Consider the following 20,687-nt stretch of genomic DNA (forward strand, 5'->3'; position numbering starts at 1 on the left):
TTATTTGCAAGGGAAATCTCAGAAAAATAATACTTTTAGGCTGTGCAGCCTTTGACAGCTGCACACCCGATTATTTTTCTTACATTATTTTGCTTTTGCAGACAGAACTTTTTCCTGTACGTTTTTCGGAACCTGCTCGTATTTATCAAAGAACATGGAGTAGTTACCACGTCCCTGAGTTTTAGAACGAAGGTCTGTTGCGTAACCGAACATTTCAGCCAACGGTACGAATCCACGGATCATCTTTCCGCCGCCGATGTCATCCATACCCTCGATACGACCACGACGGGAGTTGATATCACCGATAACATCACCCATGTAATCTTCCGGAGTGGAAACTTCGACTTTCATGATAGGCTCAAGAAGAACCGGAGCACCCTTCTGCATAGCTTCCTTGAATGCCAGAGAACCAGCAATGTGGAATGCCATCTCAGAAGAATCGACCTCATGATAAGATCCGTCGTATACATTTGCATGAACACCGACTACCGGGAAGCCTCCCAGGATACCGGCTTTCATAGCCTCTTCGATACCTTCGCCTACAGCCGGGATATACTCTTTCGGAATAGCTCCACCGACAACGGTAGACTCGAATTTGTAAATCTCTTCGCCGTTTGCATCCATAGGCTCGAATTTAACTTTACAGTGACCATACTGTCCACGTCCACCAGACTGTTTTGCATATTTGCTGTCGATGTCTGCCGGTTTGGTAATGGTCTCTTTGTATGCAACCTGCGGAGCACCTACGTTAGCCTCTACTTTGAACTCACGAAGCAGACGGTCAACGATGATTTCCAGATGCAGCTCACCCATACCAGCGATAATGGTCTGACCAGTTTCCTGATTGGTGTGTGCACGGAAGGTCGGATCCTCCTCAGCCAGTTTTGCAAGGGACTCGCCCAGTTTGCCCTGGCCTGCTTTTGTCTTAGGCTCGATAGCCAGCTCGATAACCGGCTCCGGGAACTCCATAGACTCAAGGATTACCGGATGCTGCTCGTCGCAGATGGTATCACCTGTGGTGGTGAACTTGAATCCGATTGCAGCTGCGATGTCACCGGAGTAAACTTTGTCCAGCTCCATACGTTTGTTTGCATGCATCTGAAGGATACGTCCAACACGCTCTTTTTTATCTTTTGTTGCATTCAGTACGTAAGAACCGGAGTTCATGGTTCCTGAATACACACGGAAATATGCCAGTTTACCAACGAATGGGTCTGTCATAATCTTGAATGCCAGTGCGGAGAACGGCTCCTCATCGGAAGAATGTCTTACGATCGGGTTTCCGTCCAGATCGGTACCCTCGATTGGCGGGATATCGGTCGGAGCCGGCATGTACTCAAGGATCGCATCCAGAAGTTTCTGAACACCTTTGTTTCTGTATGCAGAACCGCAGCATACCGGTACAGCTGTACACTCGCAGGTAGCTTTACGCAGAACTGCTTTCATCTCGTCTACAGACGGGATATCATCATCCAGATAACGCATCATCAGCTCATCATCCAGCTCGCAGATTTTCTCTACCAGCTCGGTGTGATACAGCTCAGCGTCGTCTTTCATATCTTCCGGGATATCAACGATGGAGATATCATCGCCCTTATCGTCGTTGTAGATGTAAGCTTTCATCTCGAACAGATCGATAATTCCCTTGAACTCATCTTCCTTACCAATTGGAAGCTGAAGGCAGATAGCATTTTTACCAAGTCTGGTCTTGATCTGATCTACAGCGTTGTAGAAGTCAGCGCCAAGGATGTCCATCTTGTTGATGAATGCCATACGCGGTACGTTGTAGGTATCAGCCTGACGCCATACGTTCTCAGACTGAGGCTCTACACCACCTTTTGCACAGAACACGCCGACAGCGCCGTCCAGTACACGAAGAGAACGCTCTACCTCTACGGTAAAGTCAACGTGACCTGGGGTATCAATGATGTTGATACGGTGCTCAAGAGCGCCCGGTTTCGGCTTGCAGTTCTCTTCCAGAGTCCAGTGGCAGGTTGTAGCAGCTGAAGTAATTGTGATACCACGCTCCTGCTCCTGTTCCATCCAGTCCATGGTAGCAGTTCCTTCGTGAGTATCACCAATCTTGTAGTTAACACCGGTATAGTACAGGATACGCTCGGTCAGGGTTGTTTTACCTGCATCGATGTGAGCCATAATACCAATGTTTCTGGTTCTCTCTAATGGATATTCTCTTCCAGCCAACGGATTTTCCTCCTCTTAGAATCTGTAGTGAGCAAATGCCTTGTTAGCCTCTGCCATCTTATGAACTTCTTCTTTCTTCTTCACAGAAGCACCTGTGTTGTTAGATGCATCCAGAATCTCGTTTGCCAGTCTGTCTTCCATGGTACGCTCGCCTCTCTTACGAGAATAAGCGGTCAGCCAACGAAGGCCAAGAGCCTGACGTCTGTCCGGTCTTACCTCGATCGGTACCTGATAAGTAGCACCACCGATACGTCTTGCTTTTACTTCAAGAACCGGCATGATATTGTTCATTGCTTCTTCAAATACTTCGATTGCTGGTTTTCCAGCTTTTTCTTCTACTTTAGCAAATGCGCCGTATACGATTTTCTGGGCAACGCCTCTCTTACCATCCAGCATGATGTTGTTGATCAGCTTGGTTACCACTTTGTTATTGTATAACGGATCTGCTAAAACATCTCTTTTCTGAGTATGTCCTTTACGTGGCACGTTACTTCCCTCCTTAACCATCATTCGATTAAATCATCGGTACTCACACTTATTTGCAGTATGTCCGCGCGTGTAAATTCTCTATAAATCCGCAGCCGTGGGGATTTATGGAATAACGCACAACATTTCGCTTTTTTGTGATACTAGATATATCTCGAACTCGTTTTACTTAATTATTTCTTTTTCGGTCTCTTAGCACCGTATTTAGAACGGGCCTGTTTTCTGTTAGCAACACCTGCAGTATCAAGTGTACCACGGATGATGTGGTATCTGGTACCTGGCAGGTCCTTAACTCTTCCTCCACGGATCAGAACAACGCTGTGCTCCTGAAGGTTGTGACCTTCTCCTGGGATGTAACTTGTTACTTCGATTCCGTTGGAAAGACGAACTCTGGCGATTTTACGAAGAGCTGAGTTAGGTTTCTTCGGTGTAGCAGTTTTAACAGCTGTACACACACCTCTCTTCTGAGGAGAAGACATATCTGTGGATTTCTTTCTCAGAGAATTGTAGCTTTTCTGCAGTGCCGGCGCGGTAGATTTCTTTACGGAAGTCTCACGGCCTTTTCTTACTAACTGGTTGAATGTTGGCATTCCATTTCACCTCCTGATAGATTTCTCCGTGTGTCCCACGGGGTTTCATACGGCTGCTTTAGTTCAACATAATTGCTTTGCAGCTTTTGCGCGCCAAAAGAAACCGTCTTTTACGCACGCTCGTTTATTATATCGTCTGTCCTATCAAAAGTCAAGGGGAAAATCCGTAAAAATCGCGTGTTCACGCGGCTTTTTGCGGATTTTCCCCATTGCTGCATTACTATATAAAAGTGTTTTTTCTTCCTATTATATTCTCATCCAATTATTTTCTGACATTTTTTTCGTCAGAACGTGTACACGAAAGAATCCTGCTTTGCAGGCTTTCAGACTTCACCGGCTGCGGCGGGTCGCTTCAGCGATATAAAAACGAAACCGGCTGTTTGCGGAAATGATTTTTCAGACATACTCTAAAGCGGACGGTCTCGAAAGCCCGGGCACGCATCACACCGTTTTGGTTTTTCCTCACTCTGTGCATTTCCCCAGAGCTCGCGCGCTTTTTCCTCCGCGCAGCCCCTGCACCAGGGAAACATACGGATGTTGCTGATGTAGAATCTTTGAAAGGTTATCTCATCGTTGTTGATGTCAAACTGCTGTTTTCCCGACAACTCCTCTACATGTTCCGCAATCCATGCCTTCTGCCCTTCTGTCGCCGGGTGTCCCGGTCCGCCGAGCACATAATCCATATCGGCATGGAGATTTTCCGGTTCACCTGGTTTGTGGAAGCCCACAAATAAAATATATCCCCGGCGCAAAAGCTCCTGAATCGGCTCGTCCGTCTGACCTTCCGGGCCTAGAATTGCCCGCGCGGTCTGCGCATGAAAATTTTCTGTTTTTGGATAGAATCTTCCCGTTGGTGCTAAAAATCCATCTGCCATGCTTTTATCTCCCATATATTCTCATATATTCTCATATATTCTCATTTGTTCTACGCTTATATACCATACTCGATTTTTCTCCAACAGGCAAGGCTTGTTTTTACTGAATTCTTTTTACTCGATTCTTTTTGCTGGATTCTTTTTTGAATCTGTGCTATACTCATTCCCGTGCATTTATATAATCGGATTTTCCCGCCTTTTTACGGGTGTCCGGACTGGTTCGTGAACTTCCCAGTATAAAAAACCAAGTATCTCAAAATCATTTTATTTCAAGGAGATTGGAAAATGAATGCAAAAAAACTGATCATCGACTGTGATCCCGGCATCGACGATTCTCTCGCCCTGATGCTTGCCGCAGCTTCCAAAGAGCTGGATCTGATCGGCATCACCACAGTCAGCGGAAATGTACCCGCTTCTATGGGCGCAAAAAATGCCCTCAAAATTCTTTCCATGATTGGAAAAACAGATGTCCCTGTTTATGTCGGAGAGGAAACTCCCCTGGTCCGCGACTATGTGGATGCCATGGACACGCACGGCATGGACGGCCTCGGCGAATCCGGCTGGCCGGATGTCAAAGAGCTTACGCCAAAAACAGACGCTGTTTCTTTCCTCATCGAAACCTTAAAAACAACCCCTGATGTTACAATTCTTGCCCTCGGACCGATGACGAATCTTGCAAAGGTTATTTCGTGTGCACCGGAATGCCTTGAGAATCTCGAAGCACTGGTCTCCATGGGCGGAAGCTACAAGAGTCACGGAAACTGCTCTCCGGTTGCCGAGTATAATTACTGGTGCGACCCGGACGCCGCAGCCGAAGTGTTCCGTGCTTTCTCCGAGCTGCCGCAGCTTGCCGGCAAAAAGCTCCATATGATCGGGCTGGATGTCACAAGAAAAATTGTTCTGACTCCGAATCTCGTGGAATATATGAAGTGTGTAAATCCGGAAGTCGGAACCCGCATCGAGGAGCTGACACGTTTTTACTTCGATTTTCACTGGAAACAGGAAAAGGTCATCGGATGCGTAATCAACGATCCGCTCGCAGCCGCTTATCTTGTGGATCCGTCGCTCTGCAGCGGTTTTGATGCCTATACGCAGGTGGAAACAAATGGTCTCTGCCTTGGTCAGACCGTTGTGGATGCCATGAATTTTTATCAGAAAGCACCGAACAGTCACATTCTGACGCAGGTCGATGTGAGCCGCTTTTTCCTGATGTTCTTTGCGCGTGTTCTTGGCGTATCTGAAGTGGAATCTGCACCGGTTCTCGACCAGATTCTTACCGCACCGCCCGTCTTCCCGCATGAGACAATGTTTCAGAAGGGAGGGGACGCAAGATGAACGCAAACCGTACGTTAAAGCTCACGACTCTGGCACTCTGTGGTGTTATCAATATCCTCGGCGGTACCGTTGCACTGCTGCTGCGCCTTCCGGTTTACCTCGACTCCATCGGAACGGTTCTGGCTGCCGCCCTGTTCGGACCGGTTGCAGGCCTCGTCCCGGGACTCATTTCCGGACTGATTTCCGGTATGACAAGTGATGTCTATGCGTTTTACTATATTCCGGTACAGCTCATCCTTGGTCTGGTTGCAGGTCTTGTATTCCGGAAGCTCCGCCCATCCCATACGGCCGGCTCCCGCAGTGAGGGACTTTCTCTTCGCACCATGGGCTGGAAGCTGTTTCCGGCAGCGCTTGTGATCTCACTTCCGGGTACTGTGGTAAGTTCCACAATCACCGCGGTTGTTTTCGGTGGAATTACTTCCTCCGGCTCCACTGTGCTGGTGCAGCTGCTTCACAGCCTCGGTATGAATCTGACTCTCTCTGTCTGCGTTGTACAGGCCATGACAGACTTTGTGGATCGAATGATTGTCCTTGCGGTCGTCCTCGTGATTCTGCCCGCCGTTTCTTCTGCTTTCGGCAGTCTTTCTATGAGAAGCAGAAAATAATCTGTACCAATAGCACAAAGAATCCTGCAAAAAATTCACTTTCTTTTTTGCAGGATTCTCATATTTTGGCATAACAAGAACTCCGGAAAAAAGGGGAGGCTGTATCAGGAGCCATCCCTTTTCCGGAGTTCTTTATTTCTTCTTTAATAAAATCATTCACATGCGCGGATCCATACCTGCATTTCGCCCTCACCTCGGTTGTTCCACATATAATATGGAATCAGCTTCAGTTTCGTCTTTTCCTCTTCCTCTTTCTGATACAGATGATACAACGGCTGTTTTTCTGCATCGCCCAGCTTCATGCGACGTCCCTCGGCCGTTACGCTCACAAAGTACTCGCCCAGCTCATCGGCTGCTTCTGCGGTTTTTTCACCATTCACACAGAGTTTTGTCAAATGCAGATTCTTTCCGTTGTCTGCTTCTTCCATACAGTAAACAACCGGTCCTCGTTTTACGGCAACACGGCCGGCGTCCTCGCGTACAAGCGGATTGGATGCCAGAAACTGGATTTCCATCGGGAAGTTCAGGCGGATCGTCTCACCCTTCGCCCATACTTTTGTCACATAAAGATACCCGTCTTTTTCTTCCACTTCTGCGCCTTTTGGAATCTCTTTTTCATAAGAAGCACACCATCCCGGGATGCGGAATGCAAAGGTGTACGGCTCTTTGGTATCGCTCTCGCAGGTCACGGAAACATGGCCGTCCCACGGGAATTCGGAAGTGATGGATGCTTTTACTTTTTCTCCTTCCACTGTTCCGCCCATGTACAAGTGGACAAACAGGGTTGTGTCGTTTTCCGTGTATGCGTAAGATGCAACTGAGCTTACCGTTCTTGCCAGGTTCGGAGGGCAGCAGGCACAGCCGAACCATTTCTGACGGATCGGTTTTACATGGAATTTCCGCTCATCCTTGTGACATGCCTCCGGCAGTACCTCCAGCGGATTGACATAGAAGAAGCTCTTTCCGTCGAGCGCCATTCCGGAGAGAACGCCATTGTAGAGGGCTAATTCCATCACATCCGCGTACTCTGCTTTTGCCTGAATCTCCAGCATGCGGCGAGCAAAGAACACAAGACCGATGGATGCACAGGTCTCTGCGTAAGCGGTATCGTTTGGCAGGTCATAGTTGAAAGAGAATGCCTCTCCTATATGAGTGGCACCGATTCCGCCGGTGACGTACATTTTCTGATGCACCATGTTGTTCCAGAGAGTTTCACAGGCTTTCAGCAGGCTCTCATCCTGCGTTGCCCTTGCCACATCCGCCATGCCGGAATAGAGATATACGGCGCGTACGGAGTGCCCCTGCACCTCATCCTGCTGACGCACCGGGCGGTTTGCCTGATTGTAGCTATATCGTTCCTCGCCCTCCGGGCAGGTCAGACCGCGCTCGATATCGTAATAGTATGGTTTTGTTCCGCGCTCGTCGATGAAGTATTTTGCAAGATCGAGATACTTCTGCTCGCCGGTCAGATCATAGAGACGCATCAGAGCCATCTCTGCAATTTCGTGACCAGGATAACCTGCTTTTTTACCCTCGCCGTGACCGAGTTTGCTGGCAATAAAGTCCGCGAAACGCTCTGCTGCTTTTAAGAGACGGTCTTTTCCGGTCGCCTGATAATAGGCTACGGCGCCTTCCGTCAGATGACCGAAGCAGTACAGCTCATGGTTGTCCTTAAGGTTTGTAAAAATCATATCCTGATCGTTGATCAGATAGTAGGTATCGAGGTATCCGTCTTCTCTCTGTGCTGCGCAGACAGCTTCAATTGCTTCATCTGCCGTTTTTTCCAGCTCCGGATCGGGATGCTGTGTCAGGGAGTACGCAACTGCCTCCACCCATTTGGTAAAATCGGTATCCTGGAACAGGAAGCCATAAAATCTTCCGTCCATTTTGCCATCCTTCGGCAGTGTCTCAAAAGTATCCAGCGGATATTTGATCTGAACAAATTTGTCTCCTTTTGCTTTCCGCTCTTTTTCAACTTCACCGGCGCGGCGGTAGTTCCGCATACAGAAGCTCGGTGCTGCTCCCGGAACATTGTCATTTAAGGCATTCCACTGATACGGAATTACTTCGGTGCGGACAAGCTCCATCTCTTTTTTCCAGAATGCATCAGTAACCTGGACTTTTGCCAGGGATAATGGTTTGCTGAAGTTTTTCTGATCCATTTTTTCGGTCTCCTTTTTCGTTGTCTTCCGCCGCCTCCTGGTTTGAAAAAGATATTTTCCTTGCTTTCAGGGATGGGAAGCGTTACACTTCTTTTGACGGCTGTTTTCCTGTTTTTCTATAGTTTTATTTTAGCAAAACGGACCGCCGTTTAAAATACAAGAATGTTTGAAAAGGTTTGAAAAAGTCATATGATCTCTGTTTTATTTCCAGATGCCGCCTGTTTTACCTACGACCTCTGCGGCAAATTCCAGTCCCCGTCCCCGGAGTGGATGCACCTGACACGGAATCTCGTCAATTTTGAACTGATGGTTGTGACGGAAGGAACGCTTTTTATCGCGGACGAACGCCGCTCTTACGAGGTTCACCCCGGCGAATATCTTCTTTTGCCGCCGACCGTCCATCAGCATGGCTCGAAAAAGGGAAGCTGCTCTTTCTACTGGCTCCATTTTATCCCAGGTATCCCCTCCGCACCGATCGTCGCTCCTTCTGACCCGACCGCCGGATCGGTTCTGGATGAGTTTCATGCTGCACCGCCATCCTCCTACCGCCTTGAGGACCTCGCTCCCGCCCAGCTTCCATCCAACTACCCCGAAACGTTATGCATCCCGCTCCAGAGAACGCTTTCCTCCCCGAACCGCGTCATCATCCTCATGAAGCAGCTCCAGGACACTTCCCTGCGTTTCCACAACACGTTCCTCAACAACAGCCTGACTGCCGCTGTTCTCGGCGAAATCAACTGTCAGAGTCCCTTCTACCGCACCTACACTTCCGAAACGCAGCGGACGCAGATCCTGCAGGACATCATCAGCTACATCCAGTACCACAGCAGCGAGTCCCTCAAAGTCACCGAACTCGCCCGTTATTTCGGATACAACGACAAATACCTCTCCTCCCTCTTCCACGAGGGCACCGGGATGACGTTAAAACAATTCATCCTGAAATCCAAAATGGACAGCGCTATGGCCGAGCTGACGGACACAAATCACACGGTCTCTCAGATTGCTTATAATGTGGGATTTCAGGATGCGCATAATTTTTCCACGGCTTTCCGAAAACTCACCGGGATGACGCCGGGACAGTACCGGAAGAGTTATGGGAACCGGAAACTTTCTTTTGAATAGGACGGGAGGATACGACCCCCAGGCACAGCGGAACGTCCGCCTGGGGACCCATCTACGTTTTGGCGGACGGAAGTGATTTACTCAATGGATGGATTCACTTATTCTTTAGAAATTTACTGTTTCTTTTAGAAAATAGACATACTTTGCTCACATTTCTTCACTATACTATATCTCAGATAGTTGATGAACCACTCAAAACTATCTCCCCCCTCATTATGAAAGAGCAGCCCGCATATCCGCGGGCTGTTCTTATTTTTTGTCTTTTTGCACCCCACCTAACGTAAATGCCGCCTGCGGTCGGGGAAAATATCCCGACCGCAGGCGGCCTCACAATCTACCGTGGAATCACATTACTCTTCCGCAGCTTCAATTGCTGCAGTCTCGATAATAAATTTCACGCTTCCATCCATTCCATTTGCCTTACCACTGTAAGAAGTATAAGCACATTTATCCGAATTCAGCGCCTGAATCCGATCCAGTACATCTCCCAGATCATCCTCAAAGGTACTCTTCAGCTTGCTGGTACCCTCTTCTTCAAACTTCTTCGTACCGTCAGCCAGTTCTTTCGCCCCATCGGACAGCTCGTCAATACCATCAACAACCTTGCTGCTTCCCGATTTCAGATCAGAAGCTCCGCTTGCCAGAGAAGAAGTTCCATTTGCCAGTGTAGAAGCTCCGCTCGCCAGCGTAGATGCTCCGCTTGCCAGCGTAGATGCTCCGCTGTTCAGTTCAGAAGCTCCGCTTGCCAGGGAAGAAGTTCCATTTGCCAGTGTGGAGGCTCCGCTTGCCAGCTGGGATGCTCCGCCTGCTACCTGAGAAGCACCGCTTCTTAAGCTTCCGCTGTTTGCAGAAAGTTTTGCAGATCCATCGCTTAACTGGCTTCCCAGCTGTCCAAGACCTGCGGTCAGCTGTGTCGTGCCGCCCTGCAGAGTCGTAACACCCTCAACCAGAGCCGGTGCATTTGCTTTCAGCTGGCTTGCGCCGGAAAGCAGCGTATCATTGTAAGCACTCAGCTGAGTAAATCCTGCGGTCAGTGCATTGATGCCTGCTGTTGCTTTTGCAAAACTCTCATTTGTGCTGCTGTACAGCTGGCTCACACCTGCGGACAGAGTACCGATGCCCTTGTACAGAGCGCTTCCGCCTGCATCAAGCTGTGCCACACCTGCGGTCAGTTTCTGCATTGCACCAAGATTCTGCTCAACAACTGCTTTATTATCGGTGATGGTCTGCATCTGTTTCTGCATGGTCTCAAGCTGCGGCATCAGAGCTGCAACCGTCTTCTGCAGATCGCTGTACTGGCTCTTGATGTCGCTCATCTTCTGCTGCATTGCTGCAAGACCGGAGAGATCCGGGCGCTCGATTTCGAAGTTCAGTTCCGGAAGGGTAATCTGCGGAGCTGTAACCGGAGTAACCGAAACGGTTCCGGCGGAAGCGGAAACGCTGACACTTCCGATCTGGTTTCTTGCTTTACTTAAGGAATCGGCAAGCTCTGTATTTCCAGCGCTCTTAGCTGCGGAAATCTGTGCATCCAGTGTAGCTGCTGCTGCAGAGAGCTGATCATTTGCCTGTTTTGCTGCATCGGCGGATGCCTGGCTTGCTGCTGCATCAGCTGCGCTCTGTGCTGCTGCTGTTGCTTCTTGGTTCAGCTGTGCTGCTGCTCCGTCTGCCCATGCCTGAACCTGTGCTGCCATCTGGGTTCCCATCTGCGTTGCCTGATTCGTGATCTGTGCCTCCAGACCGCTTAAGTAGCTCTCAAGTCCTTTGGACAACGTATCCATCTGGCTCATCAGCTCGTTGCCGTTTGTCATCATGCTGTTGACAGATCCTGCGATTGTGGTGTTCAGAACCTCGGAGAGTGCCTCGGTCTCGGAGATCAGGGTAGAACCGGTGCTGGTCATACCGTCTGCCATCGTCAGAAGGCTCTGTACATCGGTGCTCTGCAGCTGCTCGTTCAAACTGGTCAGTCCTTCGGAGAGTTGTTTTGCTCCTGCTAAAATATCATTCTCATCTTTTCCGTCGAGTGCTGCGTTCAGTGTTGCGATTGCACTGTTTACCCCGGTCAGGCCGTCTGCCAGAGGCTGAAGCTGCTCAGCGCCTGCTGCAAGCTGTTTCTCGCCTGCTACATAAGAAGCAACGCCGTCGGACAGCTGTGTTGTTCCGTCGGTGTACTGTTTTACGCCTGCAACGACTTTATTCACACCGTTTACATACTCGGTTACGCTTCCAGTCAGCACACCGTTCTTTCCAAGATACGTCTGGATTGCTTTATTCAGGGTATCAGCGCCCTCGGTGTAGGAGTTTACGCCGCTTGCCAGGGAAGAAGCTCCGCTGCTTAAGGTGGATGCTCCGTTGGACAGGGTAGCTGCTCCGCTGTTTAAGGTAGAAGCTCCGCTGTTCAGAGTAGAAGTTCCGTTTGCCAGAGTCGATGCTCCGCTTGCCAGTGTGCCGGCTCCGCTTGCCAGTGTGCCGGCTCCGCTGTTCAGCTCGTCAGCGCCGTCTTTTAACGTTCCGATACCGTCATCCAGCTCTTTGTAGCTGTCTTTTAAAGTATCCACACCATCGGAGAGTGCCTTGGAACCGTCAACCAGTTCCATTGCAGCATCCTCAAGATCACTCAGTGCATCCTTCAGATCATCGTATCCGGTGATGTTGTCGGTATCGATGGTGTCGAGAACATCGTCAAGTGCAACGGTGAAGGTAGAATCCAGAGAGAAGTTCTCCACATCTGCAGTGATCTCCAGGCTTTCCGGCAGTTCGAAATCGCTGTCACCGGATACCAGATCTTCAAGGGAATCGGAATTTAATCCCAGGCTTTCCTGCAGGCCCGGCATACCAAATCCGATTACGATGTTTCTGCTTCCATCGGAAATGACTTTACCATTGTCGATCTTGACATTGGAGAAAGTATCCTGCGGAAGAATCATTCCGGTCATCAGGACGAATGGGGTGTACATCGTCTCTTTCTTGCCATTGATGTCAACCGTTGTCTTTGTGTTGTTTGTATAGTCAACTTTGATTTTCAGTTTTCCGCTCTTTCCGGCCAGGTCATCCGGTTTGATTTCCTTGCCGTCCAGATAATAGGTGAACTTCACGGAAACCGGAGGTTCTTTTGTGGTTGTTCCCTGATAATAGATATCTTCGCCGTCTGTCTGCCAGGTCAGCTCGTTTCCGCTCTGGGTGAACTCCTCGTCGCCCTTTACGTTTTTGATGTCCTTCAGTTCACTCTCATCTTTCAGGTTCTTTTCCGTTCCTGCGTTCTTCAGCCAGTTGGATACGGTGATCTGATCTTCCGATCCGTCTGCATTTGCATTTACATATACGGTTTCTTCTTTGGAAACCGCTGCGTCCTCTCCTGTCGCTGCATAAACCGGAGCAGCTCCCATAACAGCAGCCATACCAACAGCAAGACCAGACATCATCTGTTTTCTCAGTTTTCTGTTTCTATTCATTGTGATAAACTTCCTTTCTGTGGTTTTTATAATGGTTTTTTATGATGAAATCCAGGATCATAAGAGAAGTAAAACCCGCTCGGAGTAAGATACTGCGGGATACTGTTTCCCTCAGATCGAGGATGTTTTTCCTATGCCTTTCAATCATCTAATGTTATAACGCAAAAATGACTCTTAGTCAACATTAAATACTGCACAAAATTGACGATCGGTCATTTTTTTCTTCGTGCATAGTCACAAAAATGAGAAAATTAGTCATTTTCCCTTTGACAGTTTCCATGTATTCTAACTATAATTGTAGTTAAGTAAATGACACATGATGTGATATTTTTCAGGAAAGGAGACTCTCTGTGGGAAAAATTGACAACAACAAACAAATGAAACGTGAGTCCCTTCTGGACTCTGCTTTCTCACTTTTTATCAACAACGGCTTCAGTAAAACATCCATTTCGGATATCGTGAATAACGCCGGCGTTGCAAAAGGTACCTTCTATCTTTATTTCAAAGATAAGTACGATATTCGGAATCATCTGATTGCACATAAGGCGAGTCAGGTATTTCAGGCCGCCTACTCAGATCTGCTGCGCCACCCGGATATCCATGATTTTGAAGAGCAGGTGCTTTTTATCACCGACAATATCCTCGACCAGTTTGCCGCCAACCACAGCCTCGTGACGCTGATTTCCAAGCATCTGAGCTGGGGATTCTTCAAAAACTCTCTTACCTTTGCTCCGTTTGCCGACACGCCGGCCATCTACACCATCTATGAATCTCTGCTCTCTCATGCAGCATATACGTATCGCTCACCGGAGCTGATGTTCTATATGATTCTGGAGCTTGTAAGCGGTACAAGCTACAATGCTATCCTGTACCAGCAGCCGGTTCCGCTTGAAGAACTAAAGCCGGAGCTCTACGCTGCCATTCGGGGCATTTTCAAGCAGTTCCGAATCCGGAAGAAACGGAAAACCACGGAAAATGCAGGCGCGAATCCCGACTCACTGCTCTCGTAAACAAGAAAGAATCCTGCTTTGCAGGATTCTCCGCCTGCGGCGGGTCGCTTCAGCGACATAATTCCCGTCCGCCGCAGTGCGATCCTGCCCGGAGGGCTTTTTTAATTTACAGGAAAATTCAACGAAGTTTCCTGTAAATCAAAAAAATACTTTCGCGGAATCTTTTCAAAAGAAACCACGAAAGTATTTTTTATTTTTCTCTTTGCCTATACCTGCTGTTCCAGATACTCACCAATCCGCTGTTCCATCACAGGCACCAGCCACTCGGCATAGCCGGCCTTCATCGGATGAATCGGATCCTGAAGATACAGTTTTCGTTTTTCCGGGGAAACACGGTTGATTCGTTCGTCATTCCAGAAATCGATCACACCGATCTGCCATTTTTCCTGAATTTTCAGAAGCGCCTCTACCATCTTCGCGTACGGCTCGGAATCATACTGTGGATTCGTATAGAACATCACCGGGCAATGCCACGTTTCTTTTGCATATGCAATGATATACTCAATCGCGCCGCAGACAGTTTCGACATCGAAGCTCTCCAGATCGCAGGATTCCGAAATTTCACCGAGCGGGCTGTTGCGTGTTGCATCGTTCGTGGACAGCTGGCAGATAAAAAGATCCACCTGTTGCTTTGGATCAAGCCTGTCGCGCATACGCTCGATGTAGGAATCCTCACCATTATCAATCAGCGTGGTTCCGTTGACCGCTTCTTTGATGCAGGTACAGCTGTCTTTCTTCGCTATGTACTCCGCAAACGAATTGTTGTGGGCAGCAAAGCCCTTCGTCACGGAGGATCCCAAAAATACAACTGTTTTTCCTTTTAACGGACTTGTTTTTTTAAACGGAATACGGGAAACATCGTATCGGACGGAATTTCCCTTTTTAAAATAACCTGTTTTCTTATTCATGCTATATATGCCGCCCACAGCTAAGGCTGCGCCTCCTGCGGCCAGGATTCCGGCTATTATTTTTGCATCCATCGCAAAACCTCCATTATCTGAGTCAATACCACTTCGCAGATCCTGTCGGATCTTTTTTTCGAATACCCCTATCTTACATCATTTTTCTGAAAATGCAAGTAAACTTTGTTGTCGATTTTGTTCCGATTTTGTTAACAAAATACGGATTTTCTGTGTTCTGGTCGAATTCTGATCGATTCCGGCGATTTTTTTATTCTCTTTTCCTCAAAAACCATTGACTTTCAAGTGCACTTAAATGATATATTAAAAGCAACGTAATTACTATTCTTTCTGTACTTCCAGAGTCCTTCCACGCCTGCTTTACGAAAACCTCTGCGAATACAGAAGCATTGCAAAGGAGAAAATTCTACTATGAAAGAAACAATTTTAGGCAATCACCTGCGAAAAGTTCCTTCCATTGCAGTCGGATGCATGCGGCTTTCCGAAAAATCGAAGGACGAGATGAATCATTTTATCCACTCCGCGCTGGAGCAGGGCGCATATTTCTTTGATCACGCGGATATCTACGGCGGCGGCATGAGCGAGACTGTGTTCGGTGAGGCATTTTCCGGCGATCCGTCCCTGAAACGGGAGGATATTTTTCTCCAGTCCAAATGCGGCATCCGCCAGGGCTGCTATGATCTGTCGAAAGACCACATCCTGGAATCTGTCGATGGTATTTTAAAACGTCTGCAGACGGATTACCTCGATCTTTTGCTGCTCCACCGGCCGGATGCGCTCGTAGAACCAGAAGATGTAGCTGCCGCCTTTGATGTTCTGTTTGAGAGCGGAAAGGTCCGCCATTTCGGTGTTTCCAACCACAAGCCGATGCAGATTGCACTGCTGCAGAAATATGTCCGCCAGCCACTCGTTGCCAATCAGGTACAGTTCAGCATTCCGGTTTCCAACCTTGTTGCAAATGGCATGGAAGTGAACATGGAAACACCGGGTTCGGTTGACCACGATGGCAGTCTGCTCGATTACTGCCGTCTGCACGATATTACCCTGCAGGCATGGTCTCCGTTCCAGATGCCATCATGGAAAGGATGTTTTCTTGGAAGCGACGAGTACCCGGAACTGAACCGGAAAATCCGTGCACTGGCCGAAAAATACAGCGTCAGTGATACCACGATTGCGGCAGCGTGGATTCTGCGCCACCCGGCAAATATGCAGCTTGTCACAGGTACGGCAAGCGAAAACCGCCTGAAAGAGATTATCGCGGCATGTGCTATTACGCTGACGCGGGAAGAATGGTATGAGCTGTATCTGGCGGCAGGCCATCCGCTTCCGTAAGTTTTTCTGTCCGCCTGCCCATATGCGGAACAAGGCTAAAATCCCCTTTTCGGATCCGTGATTGATTTATAACATCGGAAAAGCATTCCTTTGGATCTTATCGATCTTCTGGAATGCTTTTCCCTTTTCCTTTTCTTTTTTCATGCAGCTATCTGCAATCCGCATTGGCTGCCTGCCCATAACCAAATAACTGCTCCGCAGTTTATCAGAAGAAGCTTGCATTCCTCCTGATACAGGCAAGTCCCCAACCACTGCTTATTACTTTTCGTACTCGAAGCAGGTGACTTACTTGATTCGGTTAAATCAGATCTCTCCCACCAGATATCCCTGTTTTCCGTTGCGAAGGAAAACAGGCAGTGTTTCGATCGGCGCCTCAATTTCATAGGCTTTTCCGCCCTCATAAACATCACCGGTATTTGCCAGCGTCCAGGACGCACCGGCCGGCAGATAAACGGTACGGCTCGTTGCTTTTGGCCGGACAATCGGTGCTACAAGGATGTCGGAGCCGAACATGTAAGCATCGGAGATATCCCAGCACGCTGCATCCTCCGGGAACTCATAGAACATCGTTCTCATGACCGGTGTTCCTTTTTCGTGTGCTTCTGCCATCAGGCTTCTCGTGTAATCGCGCATTTTTTCGCGGACACCGATGAATTTTGTCAGGATTTCATAATTTTTCTCTCCGAAGCTCCATACCTCGTTGTCAGCTCCGGTTCCCTCACGCACTTCGCCAGCCTTGTTGATGATCTCTTCTCTTGGTCCCCGGTTTCCGTGAATACGCATAACCGGGCAGAAGGTGCCAAACTGGAACCAGCGCACAAGCAGCTCCTGAAAGTCCGGATCTTCGGTCACACCGCCGTGGAATCCACCGATATCAGTCGTCCACCACGGAATACCGCAAAGTCCCATATGAAGACCTGCACAGATCTGTTTGCGGAAATCCTCGTAGGTTGAGAAAATATCGCCGGACCACACAAGGGCTCCGTATTTCTGGCTTCCGAGCCATGCGCAGCGGACGAGGTTGACAATATCCTCCTGGCCGCTCTCTTTCTGGCCCTCGTAGAACATACGGGAATACTCTCTTGGATAAATATTTCCGATCTCTTCCACCGGGCCTGCGGCGTAGCGGTAGCACTCGTACTCATAGGTTGAAAACTCCGGCTCTGCCTCATCCAGCCAGAAGGTGTGGATGCCGAGATCTGCATAATTTTTCTTTACTTTCTCCCATACATACTTTCTTGTTCTCGGATTTGTTGCATCCAGGAAGACATTATTTCCATGGAACAGCATCTGTACATCAACACCTGCGTTGCTCTTCACAAGGAGTCCCTGCTGTTTCATTTCTTCGTAATTCTCGCTTCTCCAGTCGATCTGCGGCCAGATGGAAACCATCGTCTCGATGCCCATCTCATGCAGCTCGTCGATCATTGCTTTCGGATCCGGGAAATATTCTTCATCAAAACGATAATCACCGCATCTTGGCCAGTGATAATAGTCGATGACAAAGACATCCAGCGGAATGCCGCGTTTTTTGTACTCGCGTGCCACATTCAGTACCTGCTCCTGATTGTAGTAGCGCAGTTTGCACTGCCAGAAGCCAAGGCCGTACTCCGGCATCATCGGAACTTTACCAATGGCATCTGCAAAGTGCTCTTCAATTTCCGCCGGGGTATCACCTGCGGTTACCCAGTAGTCGAGCTGCTTTGTGGTGCGTGCCAGCCATTCCGTTGTGTTTGTTCCGAAATGAACCTCACCGACTGCTGCATTGTGCCACAGGAAGCCGTAGCCAAGGCTCGATACATAAAACGGAATGCTCGCCTGCGAATTGCGGTGCGCCAGTTCCAGGTTGCATCCCTTCAGGTTCATTCGCTCCTGCTGATACTGTCCCATACCGTAAATCTTCTCATCCGGGTTGGAATCGAAGGATACTTTTAGCTGATAAGCGCCGCCCTTTAATGCACGGTAATCGTGTGCGCGCAGGCAGAGCGCTCCGCCGTTCGCAATCTCAGAGAGCAGCACCTCGCCCTTCTGATTCAAGAACGTAATCCGAAGCTTCTGTCCCCACGGCTGAAGCTCGAGAACCGCCTGGATTTTACCGTTTTTGATCGTCGCTTTCCGTTCATCCACCAGCTCAATTTCCGCTTCCACCGGTTCCGGATCAAGCAGTGCAATGCTTCCCTCTTCTATCTCCGAAAGAAGCGTACCTCTCACCCGAAGACTGTCCTTCTGCCACGGCTCCACCCGGACCGTCTCCCCATCCTGCCGGAAAATCAGCGCATTTCCCTGTTTCTCAAAATACTGCATAAAAACCTCCCTTTCCAGAACCCGCCGTTCCAAACGCATGCATGGGCTCTGCTCTTTTCGTTTGCTTTCTACTTAGCATTATACTAACATTTCCGGCAGAATACTTGATCTTAATTTTCATGTTCTAACACTATTTTGATCTTTTTCAATTATTTCCCATTGAAATAAAGCTCTTTCTTAAGGAATCGGAATTCGCCTTTCCCCTGCGTCCGTTTTTCAACGCAAAGAACCCCCGGAGCCATTACAGCCCCGGGGGTTCTCAGTATTTCATTTATTATGCAAGCTTCAAAGTATTAACCTTAACTCCAGGTCCCATAGTAGGAGCCAGAGTAACGCTCTTCAGGTACTGTCCCTTCAGAGTAGCCGGTTTTGCTTTGTTGATTGCACCGATCAGCGTCTGGAAGTTGTCGCTTAACTGCTCCTCAGTAAAAGAAGCTTTTCCGATTGGCACGTGGATAATGTTTGTTTTGTCAAGACGATACTCAATCTTACCTGCTTTGATCTCTTTAACGGCTTTGGTAACATCCATAGTTACGGTACCAGCCTTCGGGTTTGGCATTAAACCTTTCGGTCCAAGTACACGGCCCAGACGACCAACAACACCCATCATATCTGGTGTAGCAACAACAACGTCGTAATCAAACCAGCCATCGTTCTGGATTCTCGGGATCAGCTCCTCAGCTCCAACGAACTCTGCACCTGCTGCAACAGCCTCATCAGCTTTTGCGCCTTTAGCGAAAACAAGTACACGAACCTGTTTTCCGGTACCGTGCGGCAGAACAACTGCTCCACGGATCTGCTGGTCTGCGTGACGTCCGTCACAACCAGTTTTGATGTGAACTTCGATTGTCTCGTCAAATTTAGCAGTAGCTAATTTCTTAACTGTGGAAATAGCATCTGCCGGATCGTACTGAATGCTACGATCAACTGCTTTTGCAGCCTCTAAATATTTCTTACCATGTTTCATTGTCTAATAACCTCCTGGTGGTAGTTGCGGGAATCTCCCTCCCACGTCAATACGAGAAGATGTAAACTCTTCTTCTAAATTAGTCCTCTACAACGATACCCATACTTCTTGCGGTACCTGCGATCATGCTCATAGCTGCCTCAACAGTTGCTGCATTCAGGTCTGGCATCTTCATCTCTGCGATCTCACGAACTTTGTCCTTAGAGATAGTAGCAACTTTCGTTTTGTTCGGAACGCCGGAACCAGATTTCAGGTTGCAGGCTTTCTTAAGCAGAACTGCTGCCGGAGGAGTTTTGGTTATGAAGCTGAAACTTCTGTCTGCATATACAGTGATAACTACAGGGATGATCAGGTCTCCCTTATCTGCTGTTCTTGCGTTGAACTCTTTGGTAAACTGTACGATGTTTACTCCGTGCTGTCCAAGTGCAGGTCCAACCGGTGGTGCTGGTGTTGCTTTACCAGCAGGAATCTGTAATTTGATATATCCTGTAACTTTCTTTGCCATTTTACGGCACCTCCTAAATAAATGTGGTAATTGCGGGAATTTCCCTCCCACGAAACGCCCCTGGGGCATTTCTTACATCTTCTTGACTTCTGCGAAACTTATTTCTACCGGCGTTTCGCGGCCGAACAGCTCAACATTGATGGTAACCATCTGTTTTGTATCGTTGATACTCTGAATCAGTCCGGTTGTATCCTTCCATGCGCCGCCTGTTACAACGACTGCATCGCCAACTTCAAGGTCAAGCTCAACCTTTTCCTCACCACCGGTGATTCCAAGGTTCACCATTTCCTCATCCGTAAGCGGTACCGGCTTGGATCCCGGTCCGACGAAGCCCGTAACACCTCTGGTATTGCGGACAACATACCAGGTATCGTCGTTCATGATCATGTTGATCAGAACGTAGCCCGGAAACAATTTCCGGAGTACCTGTTTCTTGGTTCCGTTCTTGACTTCAACAACTTCTTCCATAGGAACACGTACTTCCAAAATCTGATCCTCAAGATGACGGTTCTCAATTGTTTTCTCAATATTGGCTTTTACTTTGTTTTCATAGCCCGAATAGGTGTGGACTACATACCAGTTTACTTCTGACATTCTGACACCTTTATCCTTATTTGATCAATAAATTGACGAACTCGATTACAGCGCTGTCAACCAGGGTGATTAACCCGCAGGTTACTGCAGAGATCGCTACGACTGCAACGGTCTGCTTGCCCAGCGTTTTGTTGTCAACCCAGATGATTTTTCTGAACTCTGCTTTCAAGCCCTTGAACCAGCTCTTTTTGGATGCTTTTTTTTCAGTTTCTGCCATTGGATCACCTCT

Annotated in this window: 17 protein-coding genes and 1 riboswitch; of the genes, 5 read left to right on the forward strand and 12 right to left on the reverse strand. The window is 48.4% G+C overall.

The window, feature by feature from the left end:
- Positions 1–84: 84 nt before the first annotated feature.
- The 4 genes from fusA to DWX00_RS11530 form a co-directional block, all read right to left on the reverse strand.
- Entirely contained in the window at positions 85–2,202 is a 2,118-nt protein-coding gene (gene fusA / locus DWX00_RS11515; RefSeq protein ID WP_022463260.1) for an elongation factor G, read from the reverse strand.
- Positions 2,203–2,217: 15 nt separating this feature from the next.
- Complete coding sequence (rpsG, locus tag DWX00_RS11520) at positions 2,218–2,688, reverse strand: 30S ribosomal protein S7 (RefSeq protein WP_022463259.1); 471 nt, start codon at positions 2,686–2,688, stop codon at positions 2,218–2,220.
- Positions 2,689–2,861: 173 nt separating this feature from the next.
- Positions 2,862–3,278, reverse strand: a complete 417-nt coding sequence (rpsL, locus tag DWX00_RS11525) for a 30S ribosomal protein S12 (protein ID WP_022463258.1) — start codon at positions 3,276–3,278, stop codon at positions 2,862–2,864.
- Positions 3,279–3,685: 407 nt separating this feature from the next.
- On the reverse strand, positions 3,686–4,153 hold the full coding sequence (locus tag DWX00_RS11530) for a hypothetical protein (RefSeq protein WP_117802594.1): 468 nt from the start codon (positions 4,151–4,153) through the stop codon (positions 3,686–3,688).
- 209 nt (positions 4,154–4,362) lie between these two features.
- Positions 4,363–4,407: riboswitch (PreQ1 riboswitch) on the forward strand.
- A gap of 31 nt (positions 4,408–4,438) precedes the next feature.
- On the opposite strand from DWX00_RS11530, the gene DWX00_RS11535 reads away from it, so the two are divergent.
- Positions 4,439–5,488 (forward strand): nucleoside hydrolase, encoded by a 1,050-nt coding sequence (locus DWX00_RS11535; protein WP_118595262.1) that lies wholly within the window; start codon positions 4,439–4,441, stop codon positions 5,486–5,488.
- Positions 5,485–6,093, forward strand: coding sequence for an ECF transporter S component (locus tag DWX00_RS11540; protein ID WP_118595263.1), 609 nt, complete (start codon positions 5,485–5,487; stop codon positions 6,091–6,093). Before DWX00_RS11535 ends, DWX00_RS11540 begins: the two co-directional genes overlap by 4 nt.
- Before the next feature lie 152 nt (positions 6,094–6,245).
- Here DWX00_RS11540 and DWX00_RS11545 read toward each other — a convergent pair whose 3' ends face one another.
- Positions 6,246–8,255, reverse strand: coding sequence for a glycoside hydrolase family 127 protein (locus DWX00_RS11545; RefSeq protein ID WP_118595264.1), 2,010 nt, complete (start codon positions 8,253–8,255; stop codon positions 6,246–6,248).
- Between the two features lie 189 nt (positions 8,256–8,444).
- On the opposite strand from DWX00_RS11545, the gene DWX00_RS11550 reads away from it, so the two are divergent.
- Positions 8,445–9,377 carry an AraC family transcriptional regulator gene (locus DWX00_RS11550; protein ID WP_117509907.1) on the forward strand — a complete coding sequence of 311 codons (933 nt, stop codon included), beginning with the start codon at positions 8,445–8,447 and terminating at the stop codon, positions 9,375–9,377.
- 350 nt (positions 9,378–9,727) lie between these two features.
- Here DWX00_RS11550 and DWX00_RS11555 read toward each other — a convergent pair whose 3' ends face one another.
- Entirely contained in the window at positions 9,728–12,826 is a 3,099-nt protein-coding gene (locus DWX00_RS11555) for a hypothetical protein (RefSeq protein ID WP_118595265.1), read from the reverse strand.
- A gap of 350 nt (positions 12,827–13,176) precedes the next feature.
- Here DWX00_RS11555 and DWX00_RS11560 point away from each other — a divergent pair, with 350 nt between their 5' ends.
- Positions 13,177–13,836, forward strand: coding sequence for a TetR/AcrR family transcriptional regulator (locus DWX00_RS11560; RefSeq protein WP_118595266.1), 660 nt, complete (start codon positions 13,177–13,179; stop codon positions 13,834–13,836).
- Positions 13,837–14,042: 206 nt separating this feature from the next.
- Here the strand turns inward: DWX00_RS11560 and DWX00_RS11565 are convergent, their stop codons facing one another.
- Entirely contained in the window at positions 14,043–14,816 is a 774-nt protein-coding gene (locus tag DWX00_RS11565) for an SGNH/GDSL hydrolase family protein (protein ID WP_118595267.1), read from the reverse strand.
- A 351-nt stretch (positions 14,817–15,167) separates the two neighbouring features.
- Here DWX00_RS11565 and DWX00_RS11570 point away from each other — a divergent pair, with 351 nt between their 5' ends.
- Positions 15,168–16,088: an aldo/keto reductase gene (locus DWX00_RS11570; protein ID WP_117805060.1), complete on the forward strand. Its 921-nt coding sequence runs from the start codon at positions 15,168–15,170 to the stop codon at positions 16,086–16,088.
- Positions 16,089–16,391: 303 nt separating this feature from the next.
- Here DWX00_RS11570 and DWX00_RS11575 read toward each other — a convergent pair whose 3' ends face one another.
- The 5 genes from DWX00_RS11575 to secE all read right to left on the reverse strand — a co-directional run bounded on the left by DWX00_RS11575 (position 16,392) and on the right by secE (position 20,675).
- The gene (locus tag DWX00_RS11575) at positions 16,392–18,392 is read right to left on the reverse strand and encodes a glycoside hydrolase family 31 protein (protein ID WP_118595305.1); all 2,001 of its coding nucleotides are present in this window, start codon (positions 18,390–18,392) and stop codon (positions 16,392–16,394) included.
- Positions 18,393–18,666: 274 nt separating this feature from the next.
- Positions 18,667–19,359, reverse strand: coding sequence for a 50S ribosomal protein L1 (gene rplA / locus DWX00_RS11580; RefSeq protein ID WP_022463246.1), 693 nt, complete (start codon positions 19,357–19,359; stop codon positions 18,667–18,669).
- 79 nt (positions 19,360–19,438) lie between these two features.
- Positions 19,439–19,864 carry a 50S ribosomal protein L11 gene (rplK, locus tag DWX00_RS11585; RefSeq protein WP_022463245.1) on the reverse strand — a complete coding sequence of 142 codons (426 nt, stop codon included), beginning with the start codon at positions 19,862–19,864 and terminating at the stop codon, positions 19,439–19,441.
- Between the two features lie 72 nt (positions 19,865–19,936).
- The gene (nusG, locus tag DWX00_RS11590) at positions 19,937–20,458 is read right to left on the reverse strand and encodes a transcription termination/antitermination protein NusG (RefSeq protein WP_022463244.1); all 522 of its coding nucleotides are present in this window, start codon (positions 20,456–20,458) and stop codon (positions 19,937–19,939) included.
- 16 nt (positions 20,459–20,474) lie between these two features.
- Complete coding sequence (gene secE, locus DWX00_RS11595) at positions 20,475–20,675, reverse strand: preprotein translocase subunit SecE (RefSeq protein WP_022463243.1); 201 nt, start codon at positions 20,673–20,675, stop codon at positions 20,475–20,477.
- Positions 20,676–20,687 lie beyond the last annotated feature (12 nt).

The sequence above is a fragment of the Blautia sp. AF17-9LB genome, from assembly GCF_003479185.1.
In the GTDB taxonomy this organism is placed as follows: domain Bacteria; phylum Bacillota; class Clostridia; order Lachnospirales; family Lachnospiraceae; genus Fusicatenibacter; species Fusicatenibacter saccharivorans.